The organism is Methylobacterium sp. 001424705 (genome assembly GCF_059816145.1).
Genome location: NZ_JCBANU010000020.1, coordinates 77,854 through 99,386, shown reverse-complemented (window position 1 = coordinate 99,386; position 21,533 = coordinate 77,854). Strand labels below are relative to the sequence as shown.

The 21,533-nt window shown below is 69.5% G+C and carries 18 protein-coding genes and 1 pseudogene; 6 read left to right on the top strand and 13 right to left on the bottom strand.

Features of this window, described 5'->3' with window-relative positions; genetic code table 11:
- Window positions 1–179: 179 nt before the first annotated feature.
- From AC6EUL_RS15750 to AC6EUL_RS15740, 3 genes and pseudogenes are all read right to left on the bottom strand, one after another.
- Window positions 180–515 (bottom strand): hypothetical protein, encoded by a 336-nt coding sequence (locus AC6EUL_RS15750; protein ID WP_499871176.1) that lies wholly within the window; start codon window positions 513–515, stop codon window positions 180–182.
- A gap of 685 nt (window positions 516–1,200) precedes the next feature.
- A pseudogene (locus AC6EUL_RS15745) lies at window positions 1,201–2,135 on the bottom strand (SDR family oxidoreductase).
- 101 nt (window positions 2,136–2,236) lie between these two features.
- A complete protein-coding gene (locus AC6EUL_RS15740; RefSeq protein WP_499871174.1) occupies window positions 2,237–3,583 on the bottom strand; it encodes a PQQ-dependent sugar dehydrogenase in 1,347 nt (448 codons plus the stop codon).
- Window positions 3,584–3,758: 175 nt separating this feature from the next.
- On the opposite strand from AC6EUL_RS15740, the gene AC6EUL_RS15735 reads away from it, so the two are divergent.
- Together AC6EUL_RS15735 and AC6EUL_RS15730 are read left to right on the top strand one after the other, a co-directional pair.
- Window positions 3,759–4,712 carry a TAXI family TRAP transporter solute-binding subunit gene (locus AC6EUL_RS15735; RefSeq protein WP_499871172.1) on the top strand — a complete coding sequence of 318 codons (954 nt, stop codon included), beginning with the start codon at window positions 3,759–3,761 and terminating at the stop codon, window positions 4,710–4,712.
- A gap of 62 nt (window positions 4,713–4,774) precedes the next feature.
- The gene (locus tag AC6EUL_RS15730; protein WP_056276587.1) at window positions 4,775–5,287 is read left to right on the top strand and encodes an SRPBCC family protein; all 513 of its coding nucleotides are present in this window, start codon (window positions 4,775–4,777) and stop codon (window positions 5,285–5,287) included.
- Between the two features lie 25 nt (window positions 5,288–5,312).
- Here AC6EUL_RS15730 and AC6EUL_RS15725 read toward each other — a convergent pair whose 3' ends face one another.
- On the bottom strand, window positions 5,313–6,788 hold the full coding sequence (locus tag AC6EUL_RS15725; RefSeq protein ID WP_499871169.1) for a sensor domain-containing diguanylate cyclase: 1,476 nt from the start codon (window positions 6,786–6,788) through the stop codon (window positions 5,313–5,315).
- A 307-nt stretch (window positions 6,789–7,095) separates the two neighbouring features.
- Here AC6EUL_RS15725 and AC6EUL_RS15720 point away from each other — a divergent pair, with 307 nt between their 5' ends.
- Complete coding sequence (locus tag AC6EUL_RS15720; RefSeq protein WP_056276577.1) at window positions 7,096–7,329, top strand: hypothetical protein; 234 nt, start codon at window positions 7,096–7,098, stop codon at window positions 7,327–7,329.
- Between the two features lie 25 nt (window positions 7,330–7,354).
- On the opposite strand, the gene AC6EUL_RS15715 is transcribed toward AC6EUL_RS15720, so the two are convergent.
- The gene (locus tag AC6EUL_RS15715; protein WP_056218179.1) at window positions 7,355–7,642 is read right to left on the bottom strand and encodes an MTH1187 family thiamine-binding protein; all 288 of its coding nucleotides are present in this window, start codon (window positions 7,640–7,642) and stop codon (window positions 7,355–7,357) included.
- Between the two features lie 258 nt (window positions 7,643–7,900).
- On the opposite strand from AC6EUL_RS15715, the gene AC6EUL_RS15710 reads away from it, so the two are divergent.
- Window positions 7,901–8,488: a phospholipase A2 family protein gene (locus AC6EUL_RS15710; RefSeq protein WP_499871166.1), complete on the top strand. Its 588-nt coding sequence runs from the start codon at window positions 7,901–7,903 to the stop codon at window positions 8,486–8,488.
- A gap of 129 nt (window positions 8,489–8,617) precedes the next feature.
- Here AC6EUL_RS15710 and lpdA read toward each other — a convergent pair whose 3' ends face one another.
- The 8 genes from lpdA to gloB form a co-directional block, all read right to left on the bottom strand.
- Window positions 8,618–10,018: a dihydrolipoyl dehydrogenase gene (gene lpdA / locus AC6EUL_RS15705; protein WP_499871164.1), complete on the bottom strand. Its 1,401-nt coding sequence runs from the start codon at window positions 10,016–10,018 to the stop codon at window positions 8,618–8,620.
- Between the two features lie 114 nt (window positions 10,019–10,132).
- Window positions 10,133–11,425 carry a 2-oxoglutarate dehydrogenase complex dihydrolipoyllysine-residue succinyltransferase gene (gene odhB / locus AC6EUL_RS15700; RefSeq protein WP_499871162.1) on the bottom strand — a complete coding sequence of 431 codons (1,293 nt, stop codon included), beginning with the start codon at window positions 11,423–11,425 and terminating at the stop codon, window positions 10,133–10,135.
- A gap of 95 nt (window positions 11,426–11,520) precedes the next feature.
- A complete protein-coding gene (locus AC6EUL_RS15695) occupies window positions 11,521–14,493 on the bottom strand; it encodes a 2-oxoglutarate dehydrogenase E1 component (RefSeq protein ID WP_056218187.1) in 2,973 nt (990 codons plus the stop codon).
- A gap of 193 nt (window positions 14,494–14,686) precedes the next feature.
- Window positions 14,687–15,571 (bottom strand): succinate--CoA ligase subunit alpha, encoded by an 885-nt coding sequence (gene sucD, locus AC6EUL_RS15690; protein WP_056218190.1) that lies wholly within the window; start codon window positions 15,569–15,571, stop codon window positions 14,687–14,689.
- Window positions 15,572–15,579: 8 nt separating this feature from the next.
- Window positions 15,580–16,776: an ADP-forming succinate--CoA ligase subunit beta gene (gene sucC / locus AC6EUL_RS15685; RefSeq protein ID WP_056276566.1), complete on the bottom strand. Its 1,197-nt coding sequence runs from the start codon at window positions 16,774–16,776 to the stop codon at window positions 15,580–15,582.
- A 107-nt stretch (window positions 16,777–16,883) separates the two neighbouring features.
- Window positions 16,884–17,846 carry a malate dehydrogenase gene (gene mdh / locus AC6EUL_RS15680; RefSeq protein WP_056218199.1) on the bottom strand — a complete coding sequence of 321 codons (963 nt, stop codon included), beginning with the start codon at window positions 17,844–17,846 and terminating at the stop codon, window positions 16,884–16,886.
- A gap of 272 nt (window positions 17,847–18,118) precedes the next feature.
- Window positions 18,119–18,862, bottom strand: coding sequence for a TetR family transcriptional regulator (locus tag AC6EUL_RS15675; RefSeq protein WP_082487423.1), 744 nt, complete (start codon window positions 18,860–18,862; stop codon window positions 18,119–18,121).
- 146 nt (window positions 18,863–19,008) lie between these two features.
- Window positions 19,009–19,788 (bottom strand): hydroxyacylglutathione hydrolase, encoded by a 780-nt coding sequence (gene gloB / locus AC6EUL_RS15670; RefSeq protein ID WP_499871158.1) that lies wholly within the window; start codon window positions 19,786–19,788, stop codon window positions 19,009–19,011.
- A 248-nt stretch (window positions 19,789–20,036) separates the two neighbouring features.
- On the opposite strand from gloB, the gene AC6EUL_RS15665 reads away from it, so the two are divergent.
- Both AC6EUL_RS15665 and AC6EUL_RS15660 read left to right on the top strand, forming a co-directional pair.
- On the top strand, window positions 20,037–20,771 hold the full coding sequence (locus AC6EUL_RS15665) for a methyltransferase domain-containing protein (RefSeq protein WP_056218206.1): 735 nt from the start codon (window positions 20,037–20,039) through the stop codon (window positions 20,769–20,771).
- 4 nt (window positions 20,772–20,775) lie between these two features.
- On the top strand, window positions 20,776–21,489 hold the full coding sequence (locus tag AC6EUL_RS15660; RefSeq protein WP_056276559.1) for a MarC family protein: 714 nt from the start codon (window positions 20,776–20,778) through the stop codon (window positions 21,487–21,489).
- The last annotated feature ends 44 nt before the right edge of the window (window positions 21,490–21,533 follow it).

Here is a 21,533-nt window from a genome sequence, read left to right as displayed (position 1 = left end):
CATCCGCTGCGCCGCACCCTTCGCGACACCGCCTGCCATCGAAGGGCGGTGCCGGCGCATGTCGCACCACATGCAGAACGAAGCGGGCCACGGCCGCAGCAGCTGCGATGCGGAGCCTCGCGACAAGCTCCCGCCGCCCGATCAGACGATGGGCCATCCTTCGCAACGTGCTGGCCGCTTCACGGCTTGGAATTCTTGGTCAAGACGTACGAGCGACTGGACCCTAAAATCGTGACCGTCATTTGCTGACCCTCTATCAGGCCGATGTACTGGCGAGCACCGATCTGAAACACGATCATCCCGCCCGTCACGTTCTTGATGACCAGCGGACTCCATTCGAAGGGCTTGTCCGGATTGTCGTTCGCCTGAACGGCATCTTGATCGACCCGGATCTGAAGATCCTCTCCCACCCAGTGCCCTTCGAGGAATTTGCGCATGTTGAGTTGGGCGCCCGCCGGGATAAGACCAAGCAGAAGCCCTATCGCCACGTTCAGCAAGCATCGGGTGATTTTCAAAGCGCACCTCCGGTGCTCGCGTAGCATTCTTCGGATTGCACCGCCCCCTCCGACGAAGCACCGTTACGACGCGCGTAGCGCAGCATTTTCAACCTGGGACGTCGGCGCCGCAACGACGCATCGGCCATCGCGCACTGACTGACGGCAGAGCCTCGCGGGCCGCGAAGAGCCCCATCGGCGCCAGGACCATTGCGGGTGTCTCATGAGCCATTCGCGGCGGAGGATCCACCCGGATCACAGGAGCCGAGAGGCCATCCTGAGGCCTGTCGCAATCAGAATGCGGCCGGCTTCAGGCAGCGACCATCGCCGGCAGGGCCGCGTGGATTTGCATCGTCCCCGACGCGTCTGTCGATCACCCAGTGGAGGCCGCTCCCGTGCTCTGGGCATCGCTGTCTCCGTCCGCCTCCATGGATCGCCGACGCGGCCGCGAGGGTCTTCAGCGCCCAGGCTCCTGACGCAACGCGCGGCGTAGACGAGGCGCGCGACCTCGGCACCGAAACGGCATCACCGGTTCGGAATGAAGGCTTTGTCGAAAGGGGGGGCACGGCGAACTTGCCGCGCGGGGTTCGGGCTCATCAGCATCTTCACGAATCGAAGCCACCGAGCCGGCCCTCTCGCGCCGGGTCCGACGCCGACCGGCGGGCGCGGCGGGATGTTCAGCCCGCCGGCCGCGCGTCTCCTGCCTTCAGGGGCCGCCGCGCCCGCCGACGGCGCCGAACACCTGGCCGGTGGAGTAGCTCGCCTCGTTGGAGGCGAGCAGGACGTAGATGCCGGCGAGTTCGGCCGGCTGCCCCGGCCGCCCGATCGGCGTGTCCTTGCCGAAATTCGGCAGCTTTTCCGGTGGCTGCCCACCGCAGACCTGGAGCGGAGTCCAGAACGGTCCCGGGGCCACCGCATTCACCCGGATGCCGCTCTCCGCGAGTTGCTTGGCGAGGTCCTTCGAGAAGTTCACGATCACCGCCTTGGTGGCAGCGTAGTCGAGCAGGGTCTCGGAAGGCTCGTAGGCGTTGACCGACGCGGTGTTGATGATCGCCGCGCCGGGCCCGAGATGGGCGAGGGCGGCCTTGGTGATCCAGAACATCGCGTAGACGTTGGTCCGGAAGGTCTGGTCGAGCTGCTCGGTGGTGATGTCGAGGATCGAGACCTGGGACTTCTGGTAGACCGCGTTGTTGATGAGGATATCGAGGCCGCCGAGTTCGCGCGCCGCGTCCGCCACCAGACGCCGGCAGAAGCCTTCGTCGCGGATGTCGCCCGGCAGCATCACCGCCTTCCGGCCGGCCTGCCGGATGAGCCCCACCCCTCGACCGCATCCGGCTCCTCGGCCGGCAGGTAGTTGATGGCCACGTCCGCGCCCTCGCGGGCATAGGCGATGGCCGCGGCACGGCCGATGCCCGAATCGCCGCCGGTGATCAGCGCCTTGCGGCCGGTGAGGCGCCCGGACCCCGTGTAACTGGTTTCGCCATGGTTCGGGCGCGGCACCATCCGACCCGCCAGCCCCGGCCAGGCCTGCTGCTGCGTCTCGAAGGGGGTCTTCGGATGGCTACGCGGCGGGTTCGGGGCGGTGTCGGTCTGCGCGACCTGTTCCTGTGCCTCCGCGGAATGTCCCAGGACGGCCACCATGCCGGCGGAGAGGCCGCCCAACGAGGGCGCGCCGCGAGGGATCGGTCTTGGTCTCTGTCATCAGGACTTTCGCTGCTCAGCAGGACGGCGGCTGGAGGCGCCTACTGGGTCCGGGTGGAGGCGCTCACCCGCCAGATCGTCTTGCCGACGTCGTCCGAGACCAGCAGGGCGCCGGTCTTGTCGAGGATCACGCCGACGGGGCGTCCCTGGGCCTTCTCGTCGGCGTTGAGGAAGCCGGTCAGCGCGTCGACCGGCTGCCCGCTGGGCTTGCCGTCCTTGAAGGGCACGTAGATCACCTTGTAGCCGCTCTTCGGCCGGCGGTTCCACGAACCGTGCTGGGCGACGAACAGGCCGCTCGTCCAGGCCTCCGGAAGGCGGCTCCCCTGCGAGAACGCGATGCCGAGGGAGGCGGTGTGGGTGCCCACCGCATAGTCTGGCGCGATCGCCTTGGCGACGAGGTCGGGCCTCTGCGGCTCCACGCGCGCATCGACATGGTTGCCCCAGTAGCTGTAGGGCCAGCCGTAGAAGCCGCCCTCCTGCACGGCGGTGATGTAGTCGGGTACGAGGTCGCTGCCGATCTCGTCGCGCTCGTTCACCGCCGTCCAGAGCTTGCCCGTCACCGGCTCGAAGCCGAGGCCGTTGGGGTTGCGCAGGCCGGTGGCGTATGCGCGCATCTGCTTGGTGGGTATCGTGTATTCCCAGATCGCCGCGCGGCCGGTCTCCTTGTCGAGGCCGTTCTCGCCTACATTGCTGTTCGAGCCGACGGTCACGTAGAGCCTCTGCCCGTCGGGGCTGGCGATGACGTTCTTGGTCCAGTGATGGTTGATGCCGGACGGCAGGTCGACGACCTTCTCCGGCGTCGCGGTGATCTCGGTCTGGCCCGCCTGGTAGGGCACCTTCACCAGCGAATCGGCATTGGCGACGTAGAGGTCCGACCCGACCAGCGCCATGCCGAAGGGCGAGTGCAGGTCCTTCAGGAGCACGTGGCGCTCCTCGGCGACGCCGTCGCCGTTCGCGTCCCGTAGGAGGACGATGCGCTCGGGGCTCTTCGCGCCGGCGCCGGCCAGACTCTTCACCTTGTCGGCCACCCAATCCGCGACGCCGGTCGAGGGGTCGTCGGTCTGCGGCTTGTTGGCCTCGGCCACGAGCACATCCCCGTTGGGCAGCAGGTACATCCAGCGCGGATGGTCGAACCCGTCCGCGTAGGCCGCCACCTGCAGACCGTCCGCGGCCTGCGGCTTGGTGCCCTTCTCCCAGCGGGCGACGCGGGCGATGTTCACGGTGGGCATCAGGGTCGGGTTGGGCGCCGGCAGGGTCGGGCTTGCGCCCTGCCCGGCCGAGGCCTCGAGCGTGGCCTGCTCGGGATAGACGACGAAGCGCACGAAGGCCGCGCCGCCGAGGAGAACGACGGCCAGGGCCGCGAGGCCGAGTTTCGATCGGGTCCGCATGGGGATCTCGTCAGCTGGCATGGGGCGCGGGGCCCAGCGAGCCCCGTCTCATCGGAACAAGCGCCCGAGACCGGTTTTGGCTCCCTCGGCGCGGGTGCGGCTCCGGTGCGGCGCCCCCTTGCGCAGGCTCCGTGGCCTCCGCTTGAATGCGGCCCGTGACCCAGCGGATGGACCCATGCTCAGGCGCTCATTCCTCATCGCGGCCACGGCGACGCTGGTCCCGTCCGAGCGGGTGCGATCGGCCGGCACGCCGGGCGGGCTCGTGCTGGCGACGGCGACGCCCGGCGGCTCGTTCCCCGCCTTCGGCCAGGCCCTGGTGGAGGCGCTCCGCACGGTCGATCCCGCCCTGTCCATCGCCCTGCGGCCCTCCAAGGGCTCGGCCGAGAATATCGGTCTCCTGAAGGGCGGCTCCGTCGATCTCGCCCTGGTCCAGGGCGACTACGCCTATGACGCCCTCAGGGCCGAGCCCGAGTCGGGGCCTCGGATCACCGTAGTCGCGCCGGTGAACGCCTCGCCGGGCCTCTTCGTCGTTCCGGCGGCCAGCCCGATCCACGGTGTGCCGGACCTGCGGGGGCGGCGCGTCGTCCTCGGCACCCACGCCTCCGGCCTCACCGTCATGGGCCGGACCGTCCTGACAGGTTCGGGCATCGACCCCGACCACGACATCGAGCCGATCCTCCTCGACCGGGCCGGCGACGGGGCGGCCATGGTGCAGGATGGGCGCGCCGCGGCGCTCTGGGGGGCGGGGCTCGGGTGGCCGGGCTTCCGGACGCTGGCGGAGGCCCCCGGCGGCGCCCGCTTCTTCGGGCCGGCCCCGGACGCGATCGACCGCATCCTGGCACGCGGGACATCCCTGCGCCGCCGCACCGTTCCGGCCGACGTCTTCGCCGGGCAGCATGCGCCCATCGAGACGGTGGGCTCCTGGAGCTTCGTCCTCGCCCGGCCGGACATCGACGGCGCGCGGGTGGCGCGCTTCGTGGCGGCCCTGGCGCAGAGCCAGGCGAGCCTCGCGCGAAGCGACCCACAGGGCGGCGACAGCGACCCGCGCAACCTGGTCGAGGCCGTGCCCCGGGGCTGGCTGCACCCGGCGAGCGCCGCCTACCTGCGCGACATCGGTGCCCTCCCCTGAGGCGAGGCGCAACCTTCCCGCCCGCCGGCCGGTTGCGCTGACCGGGCAGGGGGGGGACGATCATGCGGCAGGCCATCCTGGGAATCGCCCTCACGCTCCTCGCCGGCCCGGCCGGCGCGATCGAGGTCTCCCGCAGCCGCGACATCCCGGCCCCGGCCGCCGCCGTGTGGGCGCTCATCGGCGGCTTCTGCTCCATCGCCCTGTGGCACCCGCAGGTGGTCGCCTGCGACTCCTCCGGGACCCGGGACGACGCCGACCGCGAGGACAACGAGCCCGTCCGCCGCCTCGTCGTCGCCGGAGGCCTCGGCACCCTCGTCGAGGCCGAGACCCGGCGCGACGAAGCGGGGATGAGCTACAGCTACGCCTTCATCGAGGGCCCCCTGCCCGTAGGGGCCTACAACGCCACCCTGCAGGTCCGGCCGAACGGCACCGGCGCGACGGTGGTGTGGAGCGCCACCTTCGACCCGGCCGGCATGGGCGAGGCCGAGGCCCGGGCCGACATCGAGGGCGTCTACGACCAAGGGCTCGACGGCATCGCCCGGGAACTCGGCGCCCCGGCGACCAGGCCGCGATAGGTCTCCGCGACCGCCGGGCCCGGGTTCAGCTTGCGGCGAGGCGCAGGCCGGCCTTGTCCCGGCGCCGCACCTGCACCTGGTTGCGCCCGTTCGCCTTGGCCGCGTAGAGCGCCTGGTCCGCCGCCTCGACGAAGGCGGCGGGATCGGCTGCCCGGACCTCGGGGATCTGCGCCAAGCCGAGGCTGACCGTGAGCACCCCGAGGGGGCTGCTCGCATGCGGGATCTTCCAGCCCGCCACGGCCTCGCGGATGCGGTGGGCGACGATCTCCGCCCCGGCCGCGTCGGTCTCGGGCAGGATCACGGCGAATTCCTCACCCCCGATGCGGCAGGCCGTGTCGGAGGCATTGACGATGCTGGCCTCGATGGAGCGCGCGATCAGCCGGAGGGCCTCGTCGCCCCGCTGGTGCCCGTAGCGGTCGTTGTAGCCCTTGAAGTAGTCGGCATCGAGGACGAGGAGCGAGAGGGGCAGCTGGTTGCGGACCGCGCGGCGCCATTCGCGTTCCAGCGCATCGTCGAACCGTCGCCGGTTGGCGAGGCCCGTCAGCGCATCGGTGGTGGCCAGCTTCTCCAGCTGGACGTTGAGGTCGAGGGCCGCCTGCTCCGCCACCCTGCGCTGGTGCAGCTCGCGCCCGAACAGCCAGGTCAGGACGATGGTGGTCGCGCACAGGCTCAGCACCACCGCCCCGAGGACCAGGGCGCGGTGCCACCAATCTGCATAGATCTCCGCCGGCGCCACGGCGATGCTGAGGTGAAGCGGCAGGTCGCCGACCTTGGTGAACACGAAGTCGCGGCTGCCCTCGCCGACCATGGCAGGGCCGGTGAAGCGACCCTCCGGCGCATCGAAGAACCTCCGGTAGCTGTCCGTGGCCGAGACGCTCCGCCCGATGGTGGCCTCGTCGTAGGGCTCGCGCATGATGATCGTGCCACCCGGACCGTAGAGGGTGACGGTGCCGGCATGATCGACGCCGACGGCGGCGAACAGCTGACGGAAGTAGTCGAGGTAGATCGAACCGAGGACGACCCCCGCGAAGCTGCCATCCGGGTCCGACAGGCGCCGGCTGATGATGAGGACGCGCTTGCCCGTGAGACGCGAAATCAGGGGCTGGCTGATGTGCAGCTCGTTGCCCGGATGGGCGACGTGGTACTGGAAATACTCGCGGTCGGCGTAGTTCAGAGGCTCGGGGGCGAGGGATTTCGAGCTGATGATGAGCTTCCCGGTTCTGTCGAACACGAGGGTGTGGCCGAAATTCTCGGCCGTGGCGGCGCGATCGAACAGGATCATCTGCCGGAGTTCGGGATCGGCCTGGGCAAGCTCGGGAAGCTTCAGGCCGTCGACGACGGCCCGCAGGGAAAGATCGTAGAGCTCGATGTTCCGGGCGATATCCCGCCCGAGGACCTGCACGAGGCTTCGCGATGTCACCTCCGAGCGCCGGGCCGCATCGAGGCGCATCTGCCAAAGCATGAAGGCCGAGACGGCGCAGAGCCCGATGACAGCAAGCAAGTTGATGGCACTCAGCCATCTCGCCGAATGCGTCCATCGAAATCGCTGCAGCAAGACGGGTCGCTCAGGCATCGTCAGGACCCTGACATCTATCGGTGGTCTGCGGTGAGGCGGTCGGAGCAAGGAGGACGACCGCCGCCAGAGTCCAGTCATCACCGAGGGGCAGTTAATTCTTTCTCCGTTTCTTGCCTCTCCGTACGACAACACACCATCGCCGTCCGGGCGGCCGGCGGATCAAGGGCCTCCCGGCCGCGTTGCCCAGGCATGCGGACCGAACAGGACGGCGCACAGGACGGAAGGACCCCCCATGGCAACCCGGCATCGTCACATCCTGCTCCTGGCCCTCGGGCTGGCGACCCCGGCCTCGGCTCAGACGCCGCCCCCCTCCCCGGCCGCCACCGGGCAGGCGCGCGACGAGGCGGTCTGCGCGGCGCAGGCCGACGAGAACAGGCTCGCCAGCGCCCACCGGGAGACCTTCCTGCGGGAATGCGAGGCGGGCGAGAGGCTCGATCGACCGAAACCGGATCCAGCGAAGCCGTGACGATCCCCGCCGTGGCGGGTCATGGTCAGAGAACAGCCTTCAGCTTGTCCGCCATGGACTGGTCCTTGTCGCGTCGCGACGAGAACGCCATGGTGAAGAAGACCCGCTGCACGCCGATCTCGCTCAATCTGGCCTCGCAGGCTTCGATGAGGGCGCAGATATCGCCGAGTTCGCCCTCGATATTGGTCCCGTTGGCATGCATCTCGGCATGGAGGGGACTGGCGTCGATGATCGCCTTGATCTCCTTCACGTAGGGCGAGACCGAGGGGCCGACGCCCATCGGAACGATGCACAGATCCGCCACGACCTTCATGATTCTTCTCCCGGTGCCTGCTGACCCCGTCAGAGGTCGCACGCGCCCCGGCCTGTCAATCACCTCTGGGAGCCGATCGCCTGCACCGCAGAGCCAACGGGCGGATCATCGCGGGTGGAACGGAATCACCACCTTCGCCGTATCTGCCGACCGACGGGGACGCCTCCGTGGCCCACGGGGACGATCCATCCGAGACCGGATCATCCCCGCCCCGGGCCGTCGCTGGAGGAGTCTGGGGGGACAGGAGACGATCGAGCCTTGACCGACAGGTTTCGCACCCTCGCCGTAGCGATCGCCGCCTTGCTGCTGTTGACGGCCCGGGAAGCACCGGCCCAGACCACGACGGAGGCACCGGCCGTCGAGGCGGAAGAGGTGCGCCCAGGACCGCCACCGCCCTTGCCGGACCTGGCCGATTCCAACGGACGGGCCGGCGAGCCCCTGAACCAGCCCGGCCCGAACTCCGGCATTCCCAGGGCGCTTCGCGGCTCGGCCGACCGAGCCGGTGGCCCGGCCAACGACCTGACCCCGGTCGACCGACCCGATGAGCCGCCCCTGCCCAAGGCCGATCTCGCGCAGGTTCTGGCGGGCAAGGCCCTGTTCCACGGCAATTATTGTGGGACCGGCCAACGGGGCGAGGGCCTGCCGCCCACCGACGACCTCGATGCGGCCTGCCAGCGCCACGATGCCTGCTTCGACGCGGCCGGGCATCGGTCCTGCGCCTGCAACGTCCGCCTCCAGCGGGAAGCGTCCGCCGTCTCCGAGCGGCCGGGCCTCTCGCGGCAGGTTCGCGAACGCGCCCTCAGCGTGGCCCAGGCCGCCGAGGTGATGGCCTGCCAAGCCCCTTGACCAAGCCCCCTGAGCAAGCCCCCTGATCGGGCTCCGGACGGTCGAGCGGCTCGCGGCCCAAAGCCCTGAACGGAAACGGCCGCCGCTTGCGAAGCGACGGCCGTTTCCGCTCTCGGGACGGCGTATGGCTCAGATGTGAATCGCGCGCTTTCCGACCGCGAGGGCGGCTTCCTTGACCGCCTCGGTGAGCGTCGGGTGGGCGTGGCAGGTGCGGGCGACGTCCTCGGCCGAGGCGCCGAATTCCATCGCCACCGCGACTTCCGCGATCAGGTTGCCGGCATCGGCCCCGACGATGTGGACGCCGAGGACGCGGTCGGTGGTCGCGTCGGCCAGGATCTTCACGAATCCGTCCGTGGTGTGGTTCACCTTGGCGCGGCCGTTGGCGGTGAAGGGGAACTTGCCGCTGTTGTAGGCGATGCCGTCCTTCTTGAGCTCTTCCTCGGTCTTCCCGACCGAAGCGACCTCCGGATAGGTATAGACCACGTTCGGGATCACGCCGTAGTTCACGTGGCCGGACTGGCCGGCCAGCAGTTCGGCCACCGCCACCCCCTCGTCCTCGGCCTTGTGGGCCAGCATCGGCCCGGCGATGACGTCGCCGATGGCGTAGATGCCCGTGACGTTGGTGGCGTAGTGGCTGTCCGTCTGGATGCGGCCCTTGTTGTCGAGGCCGACCCCCACCGTCTCCAGACCGAGGCCCTCGGTGTAGGGCACCCGGCCGATGGCCACGAGCACCACGTCGGCGGTCAGCGTCTCGGCCTCGCCGCCGGCGGCGGGCTCCACCGTGACGGCGGCGGTCCCGTCCTCGACGGCGACGCCGGTGACCTTGGACGAGAGCTTGAACTGCATGCCCTGCTTGCCGAGGATGCGCTGGAACTGCTTGCCGACCTCGCCGTCCATGCCCGGCAGGATCCGGTCGAGATACTCGACCACGGTGACCTCGGCGCCGAGGCGGCGCCAGACCGAGCCGAGCTCGAGGCCGATGACGCCGGCGCCGATGATGAGGAGCTTGCCCGGCACCTTCTCCAGGGTGAGCGCGCCGGTGGAAGAGACGACGACGGTCTCGTCGATGGTGACGCCGGGAAGCTTCGTGACGTCCGAGCCCGTGGCGATGACGACGTTCTTCGTCTCCAGGAGCTGGTTGCCGCCATCCTCGGAGAGCACCTCGACGCGCCCCGCACCGGCCAGCCGCGCGGTGCCGCGATAGGCGTCGATGCCGTTCTTCTTGAGCAGGAACTCGACGCCCTTGGTGTTGCCGTCGACGCCGTCCTGCTTGAACGTCATCATCTTCGCGAGGTCGAGCTCGGGCGCGCTCACGATCACGCCCATGTCGGCGAAGTGCTTGCCCGCCTCCTCGAACGCTTCCGAGGCGTGCAGCAGGGCCTTCGAGGGGATGCAGCCGACGTTGAGGCAGGTGCCGCCATGGGCGGCCCGCTTCTCCACCACGGCCGTCTTAAGGCCGAGCTGGGCGGCGCGGATGGCGCAGACGTAACCGCCGGGGCCGGTGCCGATGACGACGAGATCGTAGGACATGGGAATCTGACTCGCTGGATTGGGCGGCGGGTCATGCCCCACCATCGATGGACGAAGCGCGCGGAAGCGTCCGGCCACGCGGGGGCGTGGCCGGCGGACGGCAGCTGCCGGGCCTTAGAGGTCGAGCACGAGGCGTGCCGGATCCTCCAGCGCCTCCTTGACGCGCACGAGGAAGGTCACGGCCTCCTTCCCGTCGACGATGCGGTGATCGTAGGACAGGGCGAGGTACATCATCGGCCGCGCCTCGATCTTGCCGGCGCGCACCACGGGGCGCTCCTCGATGCGGTGCATGCCGAGGATGCCGGATTGCGGCGCGTTGAGGATCGGGGTCGACATCAGCGAGCCGTAGATGCCGCCGTTGGTGATCGTGAAGGTCCCGCCCTGCATCTCGTCGATGGAGAGCTTGCCGTCGCGGGCCTTCTTGCCGAAGCCGGCGATCTTCTTCTCGATGCCGGCGATCGACAGGTCGTCGGCGTCGCGCACCACCGGCACCACGAGGCCCTTGTCCGTGCCGACGGCGATGCCGATGTGGTAGTAGTTCTTGTAGACGAGATCCTGCCCGTCGATCTCGGCGTTCACCGCCGGCACATCCTTGAGGGCGCCGATCACCGCCTTGGTGAAGAAGCCCATGAAGCCGAGCTTGGTGCCGTGCTTCTTCTCGAAGATGTCCTTGTACTGACTCCGCATCGCCATCACGGCCGACATGTCGACGTCGTTGAACGTCGTCAGCATCGCGGCGGTGTCCTGCGCGTCCTTGAGACGGCGGGCGATGGTCTGGCGCAGCTTCGTCATGCGAACGCGCTCCTCGCGCGCCGCATCGTCGGGCTTCGAGGGCGCGCGCGGGGCGGCGGGCTTGGCCTCCCGCGCGGGGGCCGGGGTCGGCGCGGCGGGAGCCTTCGACGTGGCCTCGAGCATGTCGCCCTTGGTCACGCGGCCGTCCTTGCCGCTGCCGTTCAGGGTCGCAGGATCGATGCCGGACTCGCGGGCCATCTTGGCGACCGCGGGGCCGTGGTCGCCGGACTCGCGGGTGGCCTGGGGCGCGGCGTCGCCGTGGTTGCCGTAGCCGGCCGACGACTCCTGGGCGGGCGCTTCCGCCGGCTTGGTCTCGGCCTTGCTCTCGGATTTGGCTTCGGCCTTCTTCGGCGCCGCGGCCTTGCCGCCGCCGGCCCCGGCCTCGACGATCGAACCGAGGAGCGCGCCGGGCTCCACCGTCTCGCCGTCCTTGGCCAGGATCTCGCCGAGCTGGCCCGCGGCCGGCGCGTTCACCTCGAGGGTGACCTTGTCGGTCTCGAGTTCCACCAGGGGCTCGTCGGCCGCCACGGCGTCGCCCGGCTTCTTGAACCAGCGGCCGATGGTGGCCTCGCTCACGGATTCGCCCAGGGTCGGGACGACGATATCGGTTGCCATGGTTCAGTGTCCGTCCGGAGGGTTTGGGACGCCGCTCGGCGGCGCCCTCGGATCGCGAAACGTGGGGGCGAGTAGCGTGGAGGAGGGGCCGGCGGTCAGACCGCCAGCGCCTCGTTGAGGAAGGCCTGGAGCTGGGCCTGGTGCTTCGAGAGCATGCCCACCGCCGTGGAGGCGGAGGCCGGGCGACCGACGTAGCGCGCGCGCTTCACCGGCGACTGGGCCTGGCCCAGCACCCATTCGAGATAGGGTTCGACGAAGGCCCAGGAGCCCATGTTCTTCGGCTCCTCCTGGCACCACACCACCTCGGCGTTCCGGAAGCGCCCCATCTCGCCCGCGAGCGCCTTCAGGGGGAACGGGTAGAGCTGCTCGACGCGCATCAGGTACACGTCGTTGACGCCGCGCTTCTCGCGCTCGTCGTAGAGGTCGTAATAGACCTTGCCCGAGCACAGCACGACGCGCCGGACCTTGTCGTCCTTCACGAGCCTGATGCCGTCCTCGTCGCGCTCGGCATCGTCCCAGAGCACGCGGTGGAAGCTCGAACCGTCCGCCATCGCCTCGATCGGCGAGACCGCCTTCTTGTGCCGCAGGAGCGACTTCGGCGTCATCAGGATCAGAGGCTTGCGGAACTCGCGGTGCAGCTGGCGGCGCAGGATGTGGAAGTAGTTCGAGGGCGTGGTGCAGTTGGCGACCTGCATGTTGTCCTCGGCGCACATCTGCAGGAAGCGCTCCAAGCGGGCGGAGGAGTGCTCCGGGCCCTGGCCCTCGTAGCCGTGCGGCAGCAGCAGGGTCAGGCCCGACATGCGCAGCCACTTGCGCTCGCCCGACGAGATGAACTGGTCGATGACCACCTGGGCGCCGTTGGCGAAGTCGCCGAACTGCGCCTCCCACAGCACCAGGGCGTTGGGCTCGGCCGCGGAGTAGCCGTACTCGAAGCCGAGCACCGCCTCCTCGGACAGCATCGAGTTGATGACCTCCAGGCTGGCCTGGCCCTCACGGATCGAGTTCAGCGAGGTGTAGCGCTGCTCGTTCTCCTGGTCGATCACCACCGCGTGGCGCTGCGAGAAGGTGCCGCGCTCCACGTCCTGGCCCGAGAGGCGGACGCGGTGGCCCTCGATGAGGAGCGAGCCGAAGGCCAGGGCCTCGGCGGTCGCCCAATCGATGCCCTGGCCCGATTCCACCGCCTTGGCGCGGTTGTCGAAGAAGCGCTGGATCGTGCGGTGCAGGTGGAAGCCGGGCGGCGGCGTGGTGATGCGCTGGGCGATCTCGCGCAGGGTCTCCACCGGCACGCCGGTCTTGCCGCGGCGCGGATCGTCCACGTCCTCGCGCACGGCCTTGAAGCCGGCCCAGCGACCGTCGAGCCAGTCGGCCTTGTTGGCCTTGTAGTTCGTCGCGACCTCCAGCTCGGCGTCGAGCACGGCGCGGAACTCGGCCTTGCGCGCGTCGAGCTGCTCCTGGCTCACCACGCCCTCGGCGACGAGCTTCTTGCCGTAGGTCTCCAGCGCGGTCGGGTGCTTGCGGATGCGCTGGTACATCTTCGGCTGGGTGAAGGCCGGCTCGTCGCCCTCGTTGTGGCCGAAGCGGCGGTAGCAGAGCATGTCGATGACGACCGGCTTGCCGAACTTCTGGCGATACTCGATCGCGATCTTGGCCGCGAAGGTGACGGCCTCCGGGTCGTCGCCGTTGCAGTGGAAGATGGGCGCCTCGACCATCTTCGCCACGTCGGACGGATAGGGCGAGGAGCGCGAGAAGCGCGGATCGGTGGTGAAGCCGATCTGGTTGTTGATGATGAAGTGGATCGAGCCGCCGGTGCGGTGGCCCTTCAGGCCGGACAGGCCGAGGCACTCGGCCACCACGCCCTGACCCGCGAAGGCCGCGTCGCCGTGGATGAGCAGCGGCACCACGCGGGTGCGCTCCACCGTGGGCTTGGCCCGCTGGTCCTGCTTGGCGCGCACCTTGCCGAGCACGACGGGATCGACGATCTCGAGGTGCGACGGGTTGGCGGTGAGCGAAAGGTGGACGTTGTTGCCGTCGAAGGCGCGGTCCGACGAGGCACCGAGATGGTACTTCACGTCGCCGGAGCCCTCGACCTCGGCCGGGTTGGCCGAGCCGCCCTTGAACTCGTTGAACACCGCCCGGAAGGGCTTGGCCATCACGTTGGTGAGCACGTTGAGGCGGCCGCGATGGGCCATGCCCACGACGATCTCCTCGGCGCCGAGGGCACCGCCCCGCTTGATGATCTGTTCCAGCGCCGGGATCATCGCCTCCGAGCCGTCGAGGCCGAAGCGCTTGGTGCCGGTGTACTTGAGATCGAGGAACTTCTCGAAGCCTTCCGCCTCGATCAGCTTGTTCAGGATCGCGCGACGGCCCTCGGGGGTGAAGGTGATCTCCTTGCCCTTGCCCTCGATGCGCTCCTGGATCCAGGCCTTCTCCTCCGGGTTGGAGATGTGCATGAACTCGACGCCGAGGGTCTGGCAGTAGGTGCGCTCCAGGATCTCGACGATCTCGCGAATGGTCGAGAATTCGAGGCCGAGCACGTTGTCGAGGAAGATCGGACGGTCCCAGTCCTTCTCCTCGAAGCCGTAATGCTGCGGATGCAGCTCCTCGTGGTCGCCGCGGGGGGCGAGGCCGAGAGGATCGAGTTTGGCGTGCAGGTGGCCGCGCATGCGGTAGGCGCGGATCAGCATGATCGCGCGGACCGAATCCTTCGTCGCCTGCTCCACCGAGATCCCGGGGGCGGAGGCGATGACGGCGCCCTTGGTCGGGGCCGACGCGGTGTCTGACTTGGCGCGGATCTTGTCGCCCATCGCCTTCTCGACGGTGGCCCAGTTGCCGTCCAGCGCCGAGACGATCTCGCCATTGGCGTGGATCGGCCAGTTCGGCCGCTCCCACGAGGCGCCGGCCGCGTTCTTCTCCGCAAGCCCCTTGTCCTCGTTCAGGGACCGGAAGAACGTCTGCCACTCCGGATCGACCGCGTTCGGATCGCGGGCGTAGGCCGCCTGCAGCTCCTCGATGTAGGCGGCGTTGCCACCGTAGAGGAACGAGGTTTCGAGCGCGTCCTGGCGTGCCATCGTTCGGGTCATCCTGCCGCTGTGCGGGGTCCTCCGCCGGGAAGGCCCCCTGCCCGACCCCATCCGCGCGGATCGCGGCCGGGATCGGATGTACCGGGAAAGACGCGGGCCTCCTCGGGCTCGCGTCGCTCGTTCGTCAGATGGGGTCGCGGACCTGAACGTCGACCAACGCGAGGCCCGCGTCCCGCGCGTGTCAGCCGCGCAGAACCTCGACGAGGGTGCTGCCCAGGCGCGCCGGCGAAGGCGAGACCCGGATTCCGGCCGCTTCCATCGCGGCGATCTTGTCCTCGGCGCCGCCCTTGCCGCCCGAGATGATGGCGCCCGCGTGACCCATGCGACGGCCCGGAGGCGCCGTGCGGCCGGCGATGAAGCCGACCATGGGCTTCTTGCGGCCGCGCTTGGCCTCGTCGGCCAGGAACTGCGCCGCCTCTTCCTCGGCCGAGCCGCCGATCTCGCCGATCATGACGATCGACTCGGTCTTGTCGTCGGCGAGGAACAGCTCGAGCATGGAGATGAACTCCGTACCCTTCACCGGGTCGCCGCCGATGCCCACCGCGGTGGTCTGGCCGAGGCCGGCATTCGTGGTCTGGAACACGGCCTCGTAGGTCAGCGTGCCGGAGCGGGAGACGATGCCCACCGAGCCCGGCTTGAAGATGTTGGCCGGCATGATGCCGATCTTGCACTGGCCTGCGGTGACGATGCCGGGGCAGTTCGGGCCGACGAGGCGGGACTTCGAGCCTTCGAGCGCGCGCTTGACCCGCACCATGTCGAGCACCGGAATGCCCTCCGTGATGCAGACGATGAGCGGGATCTCCGCCTGGATCGCCTCGCAGATCGCGTCCGCCGCCCCCGGCGGCGGCACGTAGACCACGGATGCGTCGGCGCCCGTGGCTTCGCGGGCTTCCGCCACCGTGTCGAAGACCGGCAGGTTGAGGTGCTTGGAGCCGCCCTTCCCCGGGCTGGTGCCACCGACCATCCTGGTGCCGTAGGCGATGGCCTGCTCGGAGTGGAAGGTTCCGTTCTTGCCGGTGAAACCCTGGCAGAGGACCTTGGTGTTCGCGTCGATCAGGATGGACATGGGGTCTCTCAGCCCTTCTTCACGGCGGCGACGATCTTCTGCGCGGCGTCGTCGAGGTCGTCGGCGGGGATCACGTTCAGGCCGGAATTCCGGATGATCTCCTTGCCCTTCTCGACGTTGGTCCCCTCCAGGCGCACCACCAGGGGCACCTGCAGGCCGACCGCCTTCACCGCCGCGATCACGCCGTTGGCGATCACGTCGCACTTCATGATGCCGCCGAAGATGTTGACGAGGATGCCCTTCACCTGCGGATCGGCGGTGATGATCTTGAACGCCGCCGTGACCTTCTCCTCCGAGGCGCCGCCGCCGACATCGAGGAAGTTCGCCGGCTCCTCGCCGTAGAGCTTGATGATGTCGAGGGTCGCCATGGCGAGGCCGGCGCCGTTGACCATGCAGCCGATGGTGCCGTCGAGGGCGATGTAGGCGAGGTCGTACTTCGAGGCCTCGATCTCCTTGGCGTCCTCCTCGGTCTCGTCGCGGAGCGCGACGATGTCGGGGTGGCGGTAGAGGGCGTTCGAGTCGAAGGAGATCTTGGCGTCGAGGCACTTGAGATGGCCGTCGCCGGTGAGCACCAGCGGGTTGATCTCCAGCATGCTCATGTCCTTGGCGGTGAACGCCTGGTAGAGCCGGGTGGTGAGGTCGCCGGCTTCCTTGGCCTGGGCGCCCGTGAGGCCGAGCGTCTTGGCGACGAGGCGGCCGTGATGGGGCATCACGCCCGTGGCGGGATCGACGGAGAAGGTGACGATCTTTTCCGGCGTGTCGTGCGCCACCGTCTCGATGTCCATGCCGCCTTCCGTCGAGACGACGTAGGCGACCCGGCCGGTCTCGCGGTCGACCAGCATCGAGAGGTAGAACTCCGCCTCGATCTGGGCGCCCTCCTCGATGTAGAGCCGGTTGACCTGCTTGCCGGCCTCGCCGGTCTGGATCGTGACCAGGGTCTGACCCAGCATTTCGCCGGCGAACTGCTTCACCTCGTCGAGGGACTTGGTGACGCGCACGCCGCCCTTGGCGCCGGCGGGCGCCCCCTTGAAGGTGCCCTTGCCGCGACCGCCCGCGTGGATCTGCGACTTCACCACCCAGACCGGGCCGCCGAGTTCCTTGGCGGCCGCCTCGGCCTCCTCGGGCTTGAAGATCGGCACGCCGCGCGAGACGGGCAGACCGAATTCCTTCAGCACCGCCTTGGCCTGGTACTCGTGAATGTTCATGGATGAGACCCTCAACGTCATCCCGGGGCCGCAGAGCGGAACCCGGGATCCAGAAACACAGGTTGCGATCCAGCCCGCCGCGTCGGCGGCCCGGAATGACGGTCGAACTAGGCCAGCGCGGGGTTCACGCCCTTGCAGGCCTCGATCAGGGTCTTCACGGCACCGACCGACTTGTCGAACATCGCCTTCTCGTCGCCGTTGAAGTCGACCTCGAGGACGCGCTCGACGCCGTTGGCGCCGATCACGATCGGGACGCCGACATACATGTCGGAGACGCCGTACTCGCCGTTGAGGTAGGCGGCGCAGGGGAGCACGCGGCGCTTGTCGCGCAGGTAGCTCTCGGCCATGGCGATGGCGGAGGCGGCGGGGGCGTAGAAGGCCGAGCCGGTCTTGAGCAGGTTGACGATCTCGCCGCCGCCCTTGCGGGTGCGCTCGACCATGGCGTCGAGCTTCTCCTGGGTGGTCCAGCCCAGCTTGACCAGGTCGGGAAGCGGCACGCCGGCCACCGTGGAGTAGCGCACCAGCGGGACCATGTCGTCGCCGTGGCCGCCGAGCACGAAGGCGGTGACGTCCTCCACCGAGACCTTGAACTCGTCGGCCAGGAAGTGGCGGAAGCGGGCGGAATCGAGCACGCCGGCCATGCCGACCACCTTGTGGGTGGGAAGGCCGGAGAATTTCTGCAGGGCCCAGACCATCGCGTCGAGGGGATTGGTGATGCAGATGACGAAGGCGTCCGGCGCGTGCTGCTTGATGCCGGTGCCGACGGCCTCCATGACCTTCAGGTTGATCCCGATCAGGTCGTCGCGGCTCATGCCGGGCTTGCGCGGCACGCCGGCGGTGACGATCACCACGTCGGCGCCGGCGATCGCCGCATAGTCGCTGGCCCCCGTGTAGGTCGCATCGAAGCCGTCGACGGGCGCGGATTCCGCGATGTCGAGACCTTTGCCCTGCGGGACGCCGTCGGCGATGTCGAACAGCACGACGTCGCCGAGCTCCTTCAGGCCGGCGAGGTGCGCGAGGGTTCCACCGATCTGTCCAGCGCCGATGAGCGCGATCTTGCTGCGTGCCATGGGGGAAACGAACCTCCGGTCCTTGCGTGGCGGTCGCGGCGCTGGAAGGCTTGAAAACCACCGGCGCGTTGCTGCGGCGGTGTGTGGCCGAAAAGGCCCAGGGCTTCAACCGAGGCACGAACGTCAAAGCAGGGTTCGGGCCAAGGCGGGGGCGCCTTCGCATCGGCGAGGGCGAGAAAAAGCGTAACCGCGATAAGGAATTAGACGAACGGAGAGCGATCCCGCCCGGCAGCGCGCCTCAAGTGACAGACGAAAAATTCTGTCACTTAGCCTCAGAGGGTACCGGTCCGCAGCACCTTCTGGATCGCGAGAATCACGGCGCCGAGGCGGGCTTCCACGAGGTCGCGCGGCAGGTCGGCATCGTGCTGAATCGCCAGCGGATGGGTGAAGCGGTAGCTGGCGTCGAAGATGTGGGCGATGGCCCGCTCGCGGTCGCGCGCGATGAAGGCGCCGGCCCCGATCCCTTCCTCGACAACCCGCTCGACCAGGCTGCGCAGCCGGACCCGGTGACGCCGGGCGATGGGCCGGGCGCCCACGGTGGCATCGAGATGGACGGCGAAGAGATTCGGCTCGTGAACCAGGGTCTCGCGCTGGACGCTGGCCAGGGCGGTGAGCAGGCGTTCGATCTTGTCGTCGGCCGGGTCCGGCGCATCGGCGATGCGGGCGAGTTCCGCCTCGACGTCGCGCAGCCAGCGCCCTGCCACGGCATCGAGGAGCGCGTCCTTCGACGGGAAGTAGCGGTAGACGTTGGCATGCGTCATGCCCGCTTCGGCGGCGACGGCCACCACGGTGACCCGCTTGGGACCGAGGCGCCGCAGGTGCTCCGTGGCGACGGCGAGCAGCCGCGCATCGACGGCCAGGGGAGCCGCAGCCCGCGGTGCCGGACGCGCGACGCGCGGCACCGTGATGCGGACGGCGCCCTCCGGGGCTTTCCGGTCGTCCGAAGGTTCGCTTCCCCGGCTCTCGCCGAGGTCGATCTCGTGCCCGAAGGCGAAGGGCGGGCCGGGCGGCTGCATCAAATTGGACACCGGGGCTCGTGGATGGACAGGACGGACCCTCCTGGGCGGAGCCGCTTCGCGAGAAGCGGATTTTCCCCCCGGATCGTCCAACGAGGCCAAGATCAATGACAGCACCAGCCCCGCTGTAACGCCCCTTTAACGACTCAGAACCGGTTCTTCCAGGCCCTCAGTGCGGCAAAGACAACCGACGGGTGGGTGCCGGGGGCCAGATCCACGCTTTGAGCGAGACTCGGCTCGCCGGCGCGCAGGAACGGATTGGTCGCGCGCTCGGCCCCCAGGGTGGTGGGAATCAGGAAGCGGCCCTCCGCCCTGGCACGCTCGGCCTCGGCGGCCCGAACGGCGAGGGCGGCGTTGCCGGGCTCGGCCGCCAGCGCGAAGCGGGCATTGGAGAGCACGTAGTCGTGGCCGCTGTAGACCTGCGTCTCGTCGGGCAGCGGCAGGAAGCGCTCCAGGGAGCGCCACAGGGTGGCGGGCTCCGCCTCCATCACCCGGCCGCAGCCGAGGGTGAACAGGGTGTCGCCGGCAAAGACCGCGCCCGCTTCCTCGAACCAGTAGGTGACATGGTCGGCGCAGTGCCCCGGCGTCTCCCAGACCCGCGCCGTGAGGTCGCCGACCCGGACCACGTCGCCCTCCGCGACCGTGGCGTCGACCTCCGGCACGGCGTCACCGGCCTTCAGGGGCGCCGTCACCCGCGCGCCGGTGCGGCGCTTCACCTCCGGGATGCCCTCCACGTGGTCGGCGTGCCGATGCGTGACGAGGATGTCGGTGAGGGTCCAGCCGGTCTCGTCGAGGGCCGCCAGCACGGGGCCGGCCTCGGGCACGTCGATGGCGGCGCAGGCGCCGGTGGCGGGATCACGGATCAGGACCCCGATATTGTCGCTGCGGCACAGGAAGGTGCGGATCTCGGGCTTCGGGGCGGTCATGGGGCTTCCTTCCGGACGGGGAATGGCCGCGCCGGCGCGGCGCGCGGCGGACCATCGCTGCGGCACACGAAGATGGGTGCGGGCGGAGACAGGTCTAGGGGCCGTTTCCCCCGGCCTTCCCGGGCCTTCCGCCGATCCGGGCTTGTCGGGCCGGGCGTCGGCCCCCATTGATGCGGGTGAGCCTTTCTCGTCGCGCGTCTCCGAGCCGACCCCGACCCGAGCCGCGCGATCGTACCGAAACCCGAGCCATGCGCCTCGACGTCACCGATCTGCGCGCCTTCTATGCGAGCCCCCTCGGGGGGGTGACGCACCGCATCGTGGCGCGCGCGATCCACGGCTTCCTCGGCTCGGTCTCCGGCCTGCGGGTCCTCGGGCTCGGCTACGCCACGCCCTATCTCGGCCCCGTCCACGTCATCGCCGAACGGACGCTGGCCTTCATGCCGGCGACGCAGGGGGTGGTGAACTGGCCCGGCAGCGGCCGCTCCTGCTCGGCGCTGGCCGACCCGACCATGATGCCCCTGCCGGAGGCGGCCGTGGACCGGGTGATCCTCGTCCATGCGCTGGAATCCGTCGAGAGCCCGACCGAACTCCTGCAGGACGTCTGGCGGGTGCTGACGCCGGGCGGGCGCATGATCCTGGTGGTGCCGAACCGCCGGGGCGTCTGGGCCCGGCGCGACGCGACCCCCTTCGGGCATGGCCAGCCCTACAGCCGCTCGCAACTCGCCCGGCTGATGCGCACCACCCAGTTCTCTCCCGAGGGCTGGGCCGAGACCCTCTACATGCCCCCGGTGGAGAACCGGCTGCTGCTGCGCACGGCCGGGGCCTGGGAACGGATGGGCACGAGCCTGTCGCTGCCCTTCGCCGGGCTGCACGTGGTCGACGCCACCAAGCAGCTCTACCGCCCCGTCGCCGTGCGCCGGGTGCGCAAGGTGGCCCGCCTCGCACCGGCCCGCGTGCTGGTGCCCGCCCCCTCACCGGGCTGAGCGGATGCTGAGTCTGATTGCGCCCGAGGCGGCGCTGCAGAGCTTCGTGCTCGCCTTCTCCTCGCTGTTCTCCATCGTGAACCCGGTCGGCTCGTCGCTGATCTTCGCGCAGGTGACCGCCCTGAACTCCCATGCCGAGCGCCTGGAGCTCGCCAGGCGCATCGGCTTCTACGCCGCCCTGATCATGCTCTCGACGCTCTGGGCCGGTGCGCCGATCCTGAACTTCTTCGGCGTCTCCCTGGCCGCTCTGCGCATCGCCGGGGGCCTCGTGGTGGCGGCCTCGGCCTGGACCCTCCTGACGGCGCCCGAGGCGCGAGAGGCACGCAAGCAGGCGGAGGCGACCCGGGAACCGGCCGGGAACTCGGCCGGGAACTCGGCCGGGAACTTGGCCGAGATCGCGTTCTTTCCCCTGACCCTGCCCTTCACCACCGGACCCGGCACCATCGCGGTGGCGATCGCGCTGGGCTCCAACCGCCCGGCACCGGGCCCCGACCGGATCGGCTTCTACGTGGGCATGTCCCTGGCAGCGCTCGCCATCGCCGTGCTCGTGCGCTTCACCTACGGCTCGGCCGACCGGGTGGTGACCTGGATCGGCCCCGTCGGCGCGCGGGTGCTCGGGCGCCTCTTCGCCTTCCTGCTCCTCTGCGTCGGCACCCAGATCACCGTGAACGGCGTCACGGACGTGCTCGGCCCCCTGCTGGCGCAGGCGGGGCGCTGATCCTTGTCGGGTCCGGCCGGAGGCTGTACCGCAACGCGGACGCG

Bases quoted from the DNA above. Each gene is read 5' to 3' on its own strand.
- AC6EUL_RS15740 (WP_499871174.1), bottom strand. From the start codon at position 3,583: ATGCGGACCCGATCGAAACTCGGCCTCGCGGCCCTGGCCGTCGTTCTC.
- AC6EUL_RS15735 (WP_499871172.1), top strand. From the start codon at position 3,759: ATGCTCAGGCGCTCATTCCTCATCGCGGCCACGGCGACGCTGGTCCCG.
- AC6EUL_RS15730 (WP_056276587.1), top strand. From the start codon at position 4,775: ATGCGGCAGGCCATCCTGGGAATCGCCCTCACGCTCCTCGCCGGCCCG.
- AC6EUL_RS15720 (WP_056276577.1), top strand. From the start codon at position 7,096: ATGGCAACCCGGCATCGTCACATCCTGCTCCTGGCCCTCGGGCTGGCG.
- AC6EUL_RS15715 (WP_056218179.1), bottom strand. From the start codon at position 7,642: ATGAAGGTCGTGGCGGATCTGTGCATCGTTCCGATGGGCGTCGGCCCC.
- lpdA (WP_499871164.1), bottom strand. From the start codon at position 10,018: ATGTCCTACGATCTCGTCGTCATCGGCACCGGCCCCGGCGGTTACGTC.
- odhB (WP_499871162.1), bottom strand. From the start codon at position 11,425: ATGGCAACCGATATCGTCGTCCCGACCCTGGGCGAATCCGTGAGCGAG.
- AC6EUL_RS15695 (WP_056218187.1), bottom strand. From the start codon at position 14,493: ATGGCACGCCAGGACGCGCTCGAAACCTCGTTCCTCTACGGTGGCAAC.
- sucD (WP_056218190.1), bottom strand. From the start codon at position 15,571: ATGTCCATCCTGATCGACGCGAACACCAAGGTCCTCTGCCAGGGTTTC.
- sucC (WP_056276566.1), bottom strand. From the start codon at position 16,776: ATGAACATTCACGAGTACCAGGCCAAGGCGGTGCTGAAGGAATTCGGT.
- mdh (WP_056218199.1), bottom strand. From the start codon at position 17,846: ATGGCACGCAGCAAGATCGCGCTCATCGGCGCTGGACAGATCGGTGGA.
- AC6EUL_RS15675 (WP_082487423.1), bottom strand. From the start codon at position 18,862: ATGCAGCCGCCCGGCCCGCCCTTCGCCTTCGGGCACGAGATCGACCTC.
- gloB (WP_499871158.1), bottom strand. From the start codon at position 19,788: ATGACCGCCCCGAAGCCCGAGATCCGCACCTTCCTGTGCCGCAGCGAC.
- AC6EUL_RS15665 (WP_056218206.1), top strand. From the start codon at position 20,037: ATGCGCCTCGACGTCACCGATCTGCGCGCCTTCTATGCGAGCCCCCTC.
- AC6EUL_RS15660 (WP_056276559.1), top strand. From the start codon at position 20,776: ATGCTGAGTCTGATTGCGCCCGAGGCGGCGCTGCAGAGCTTCGTGCTC.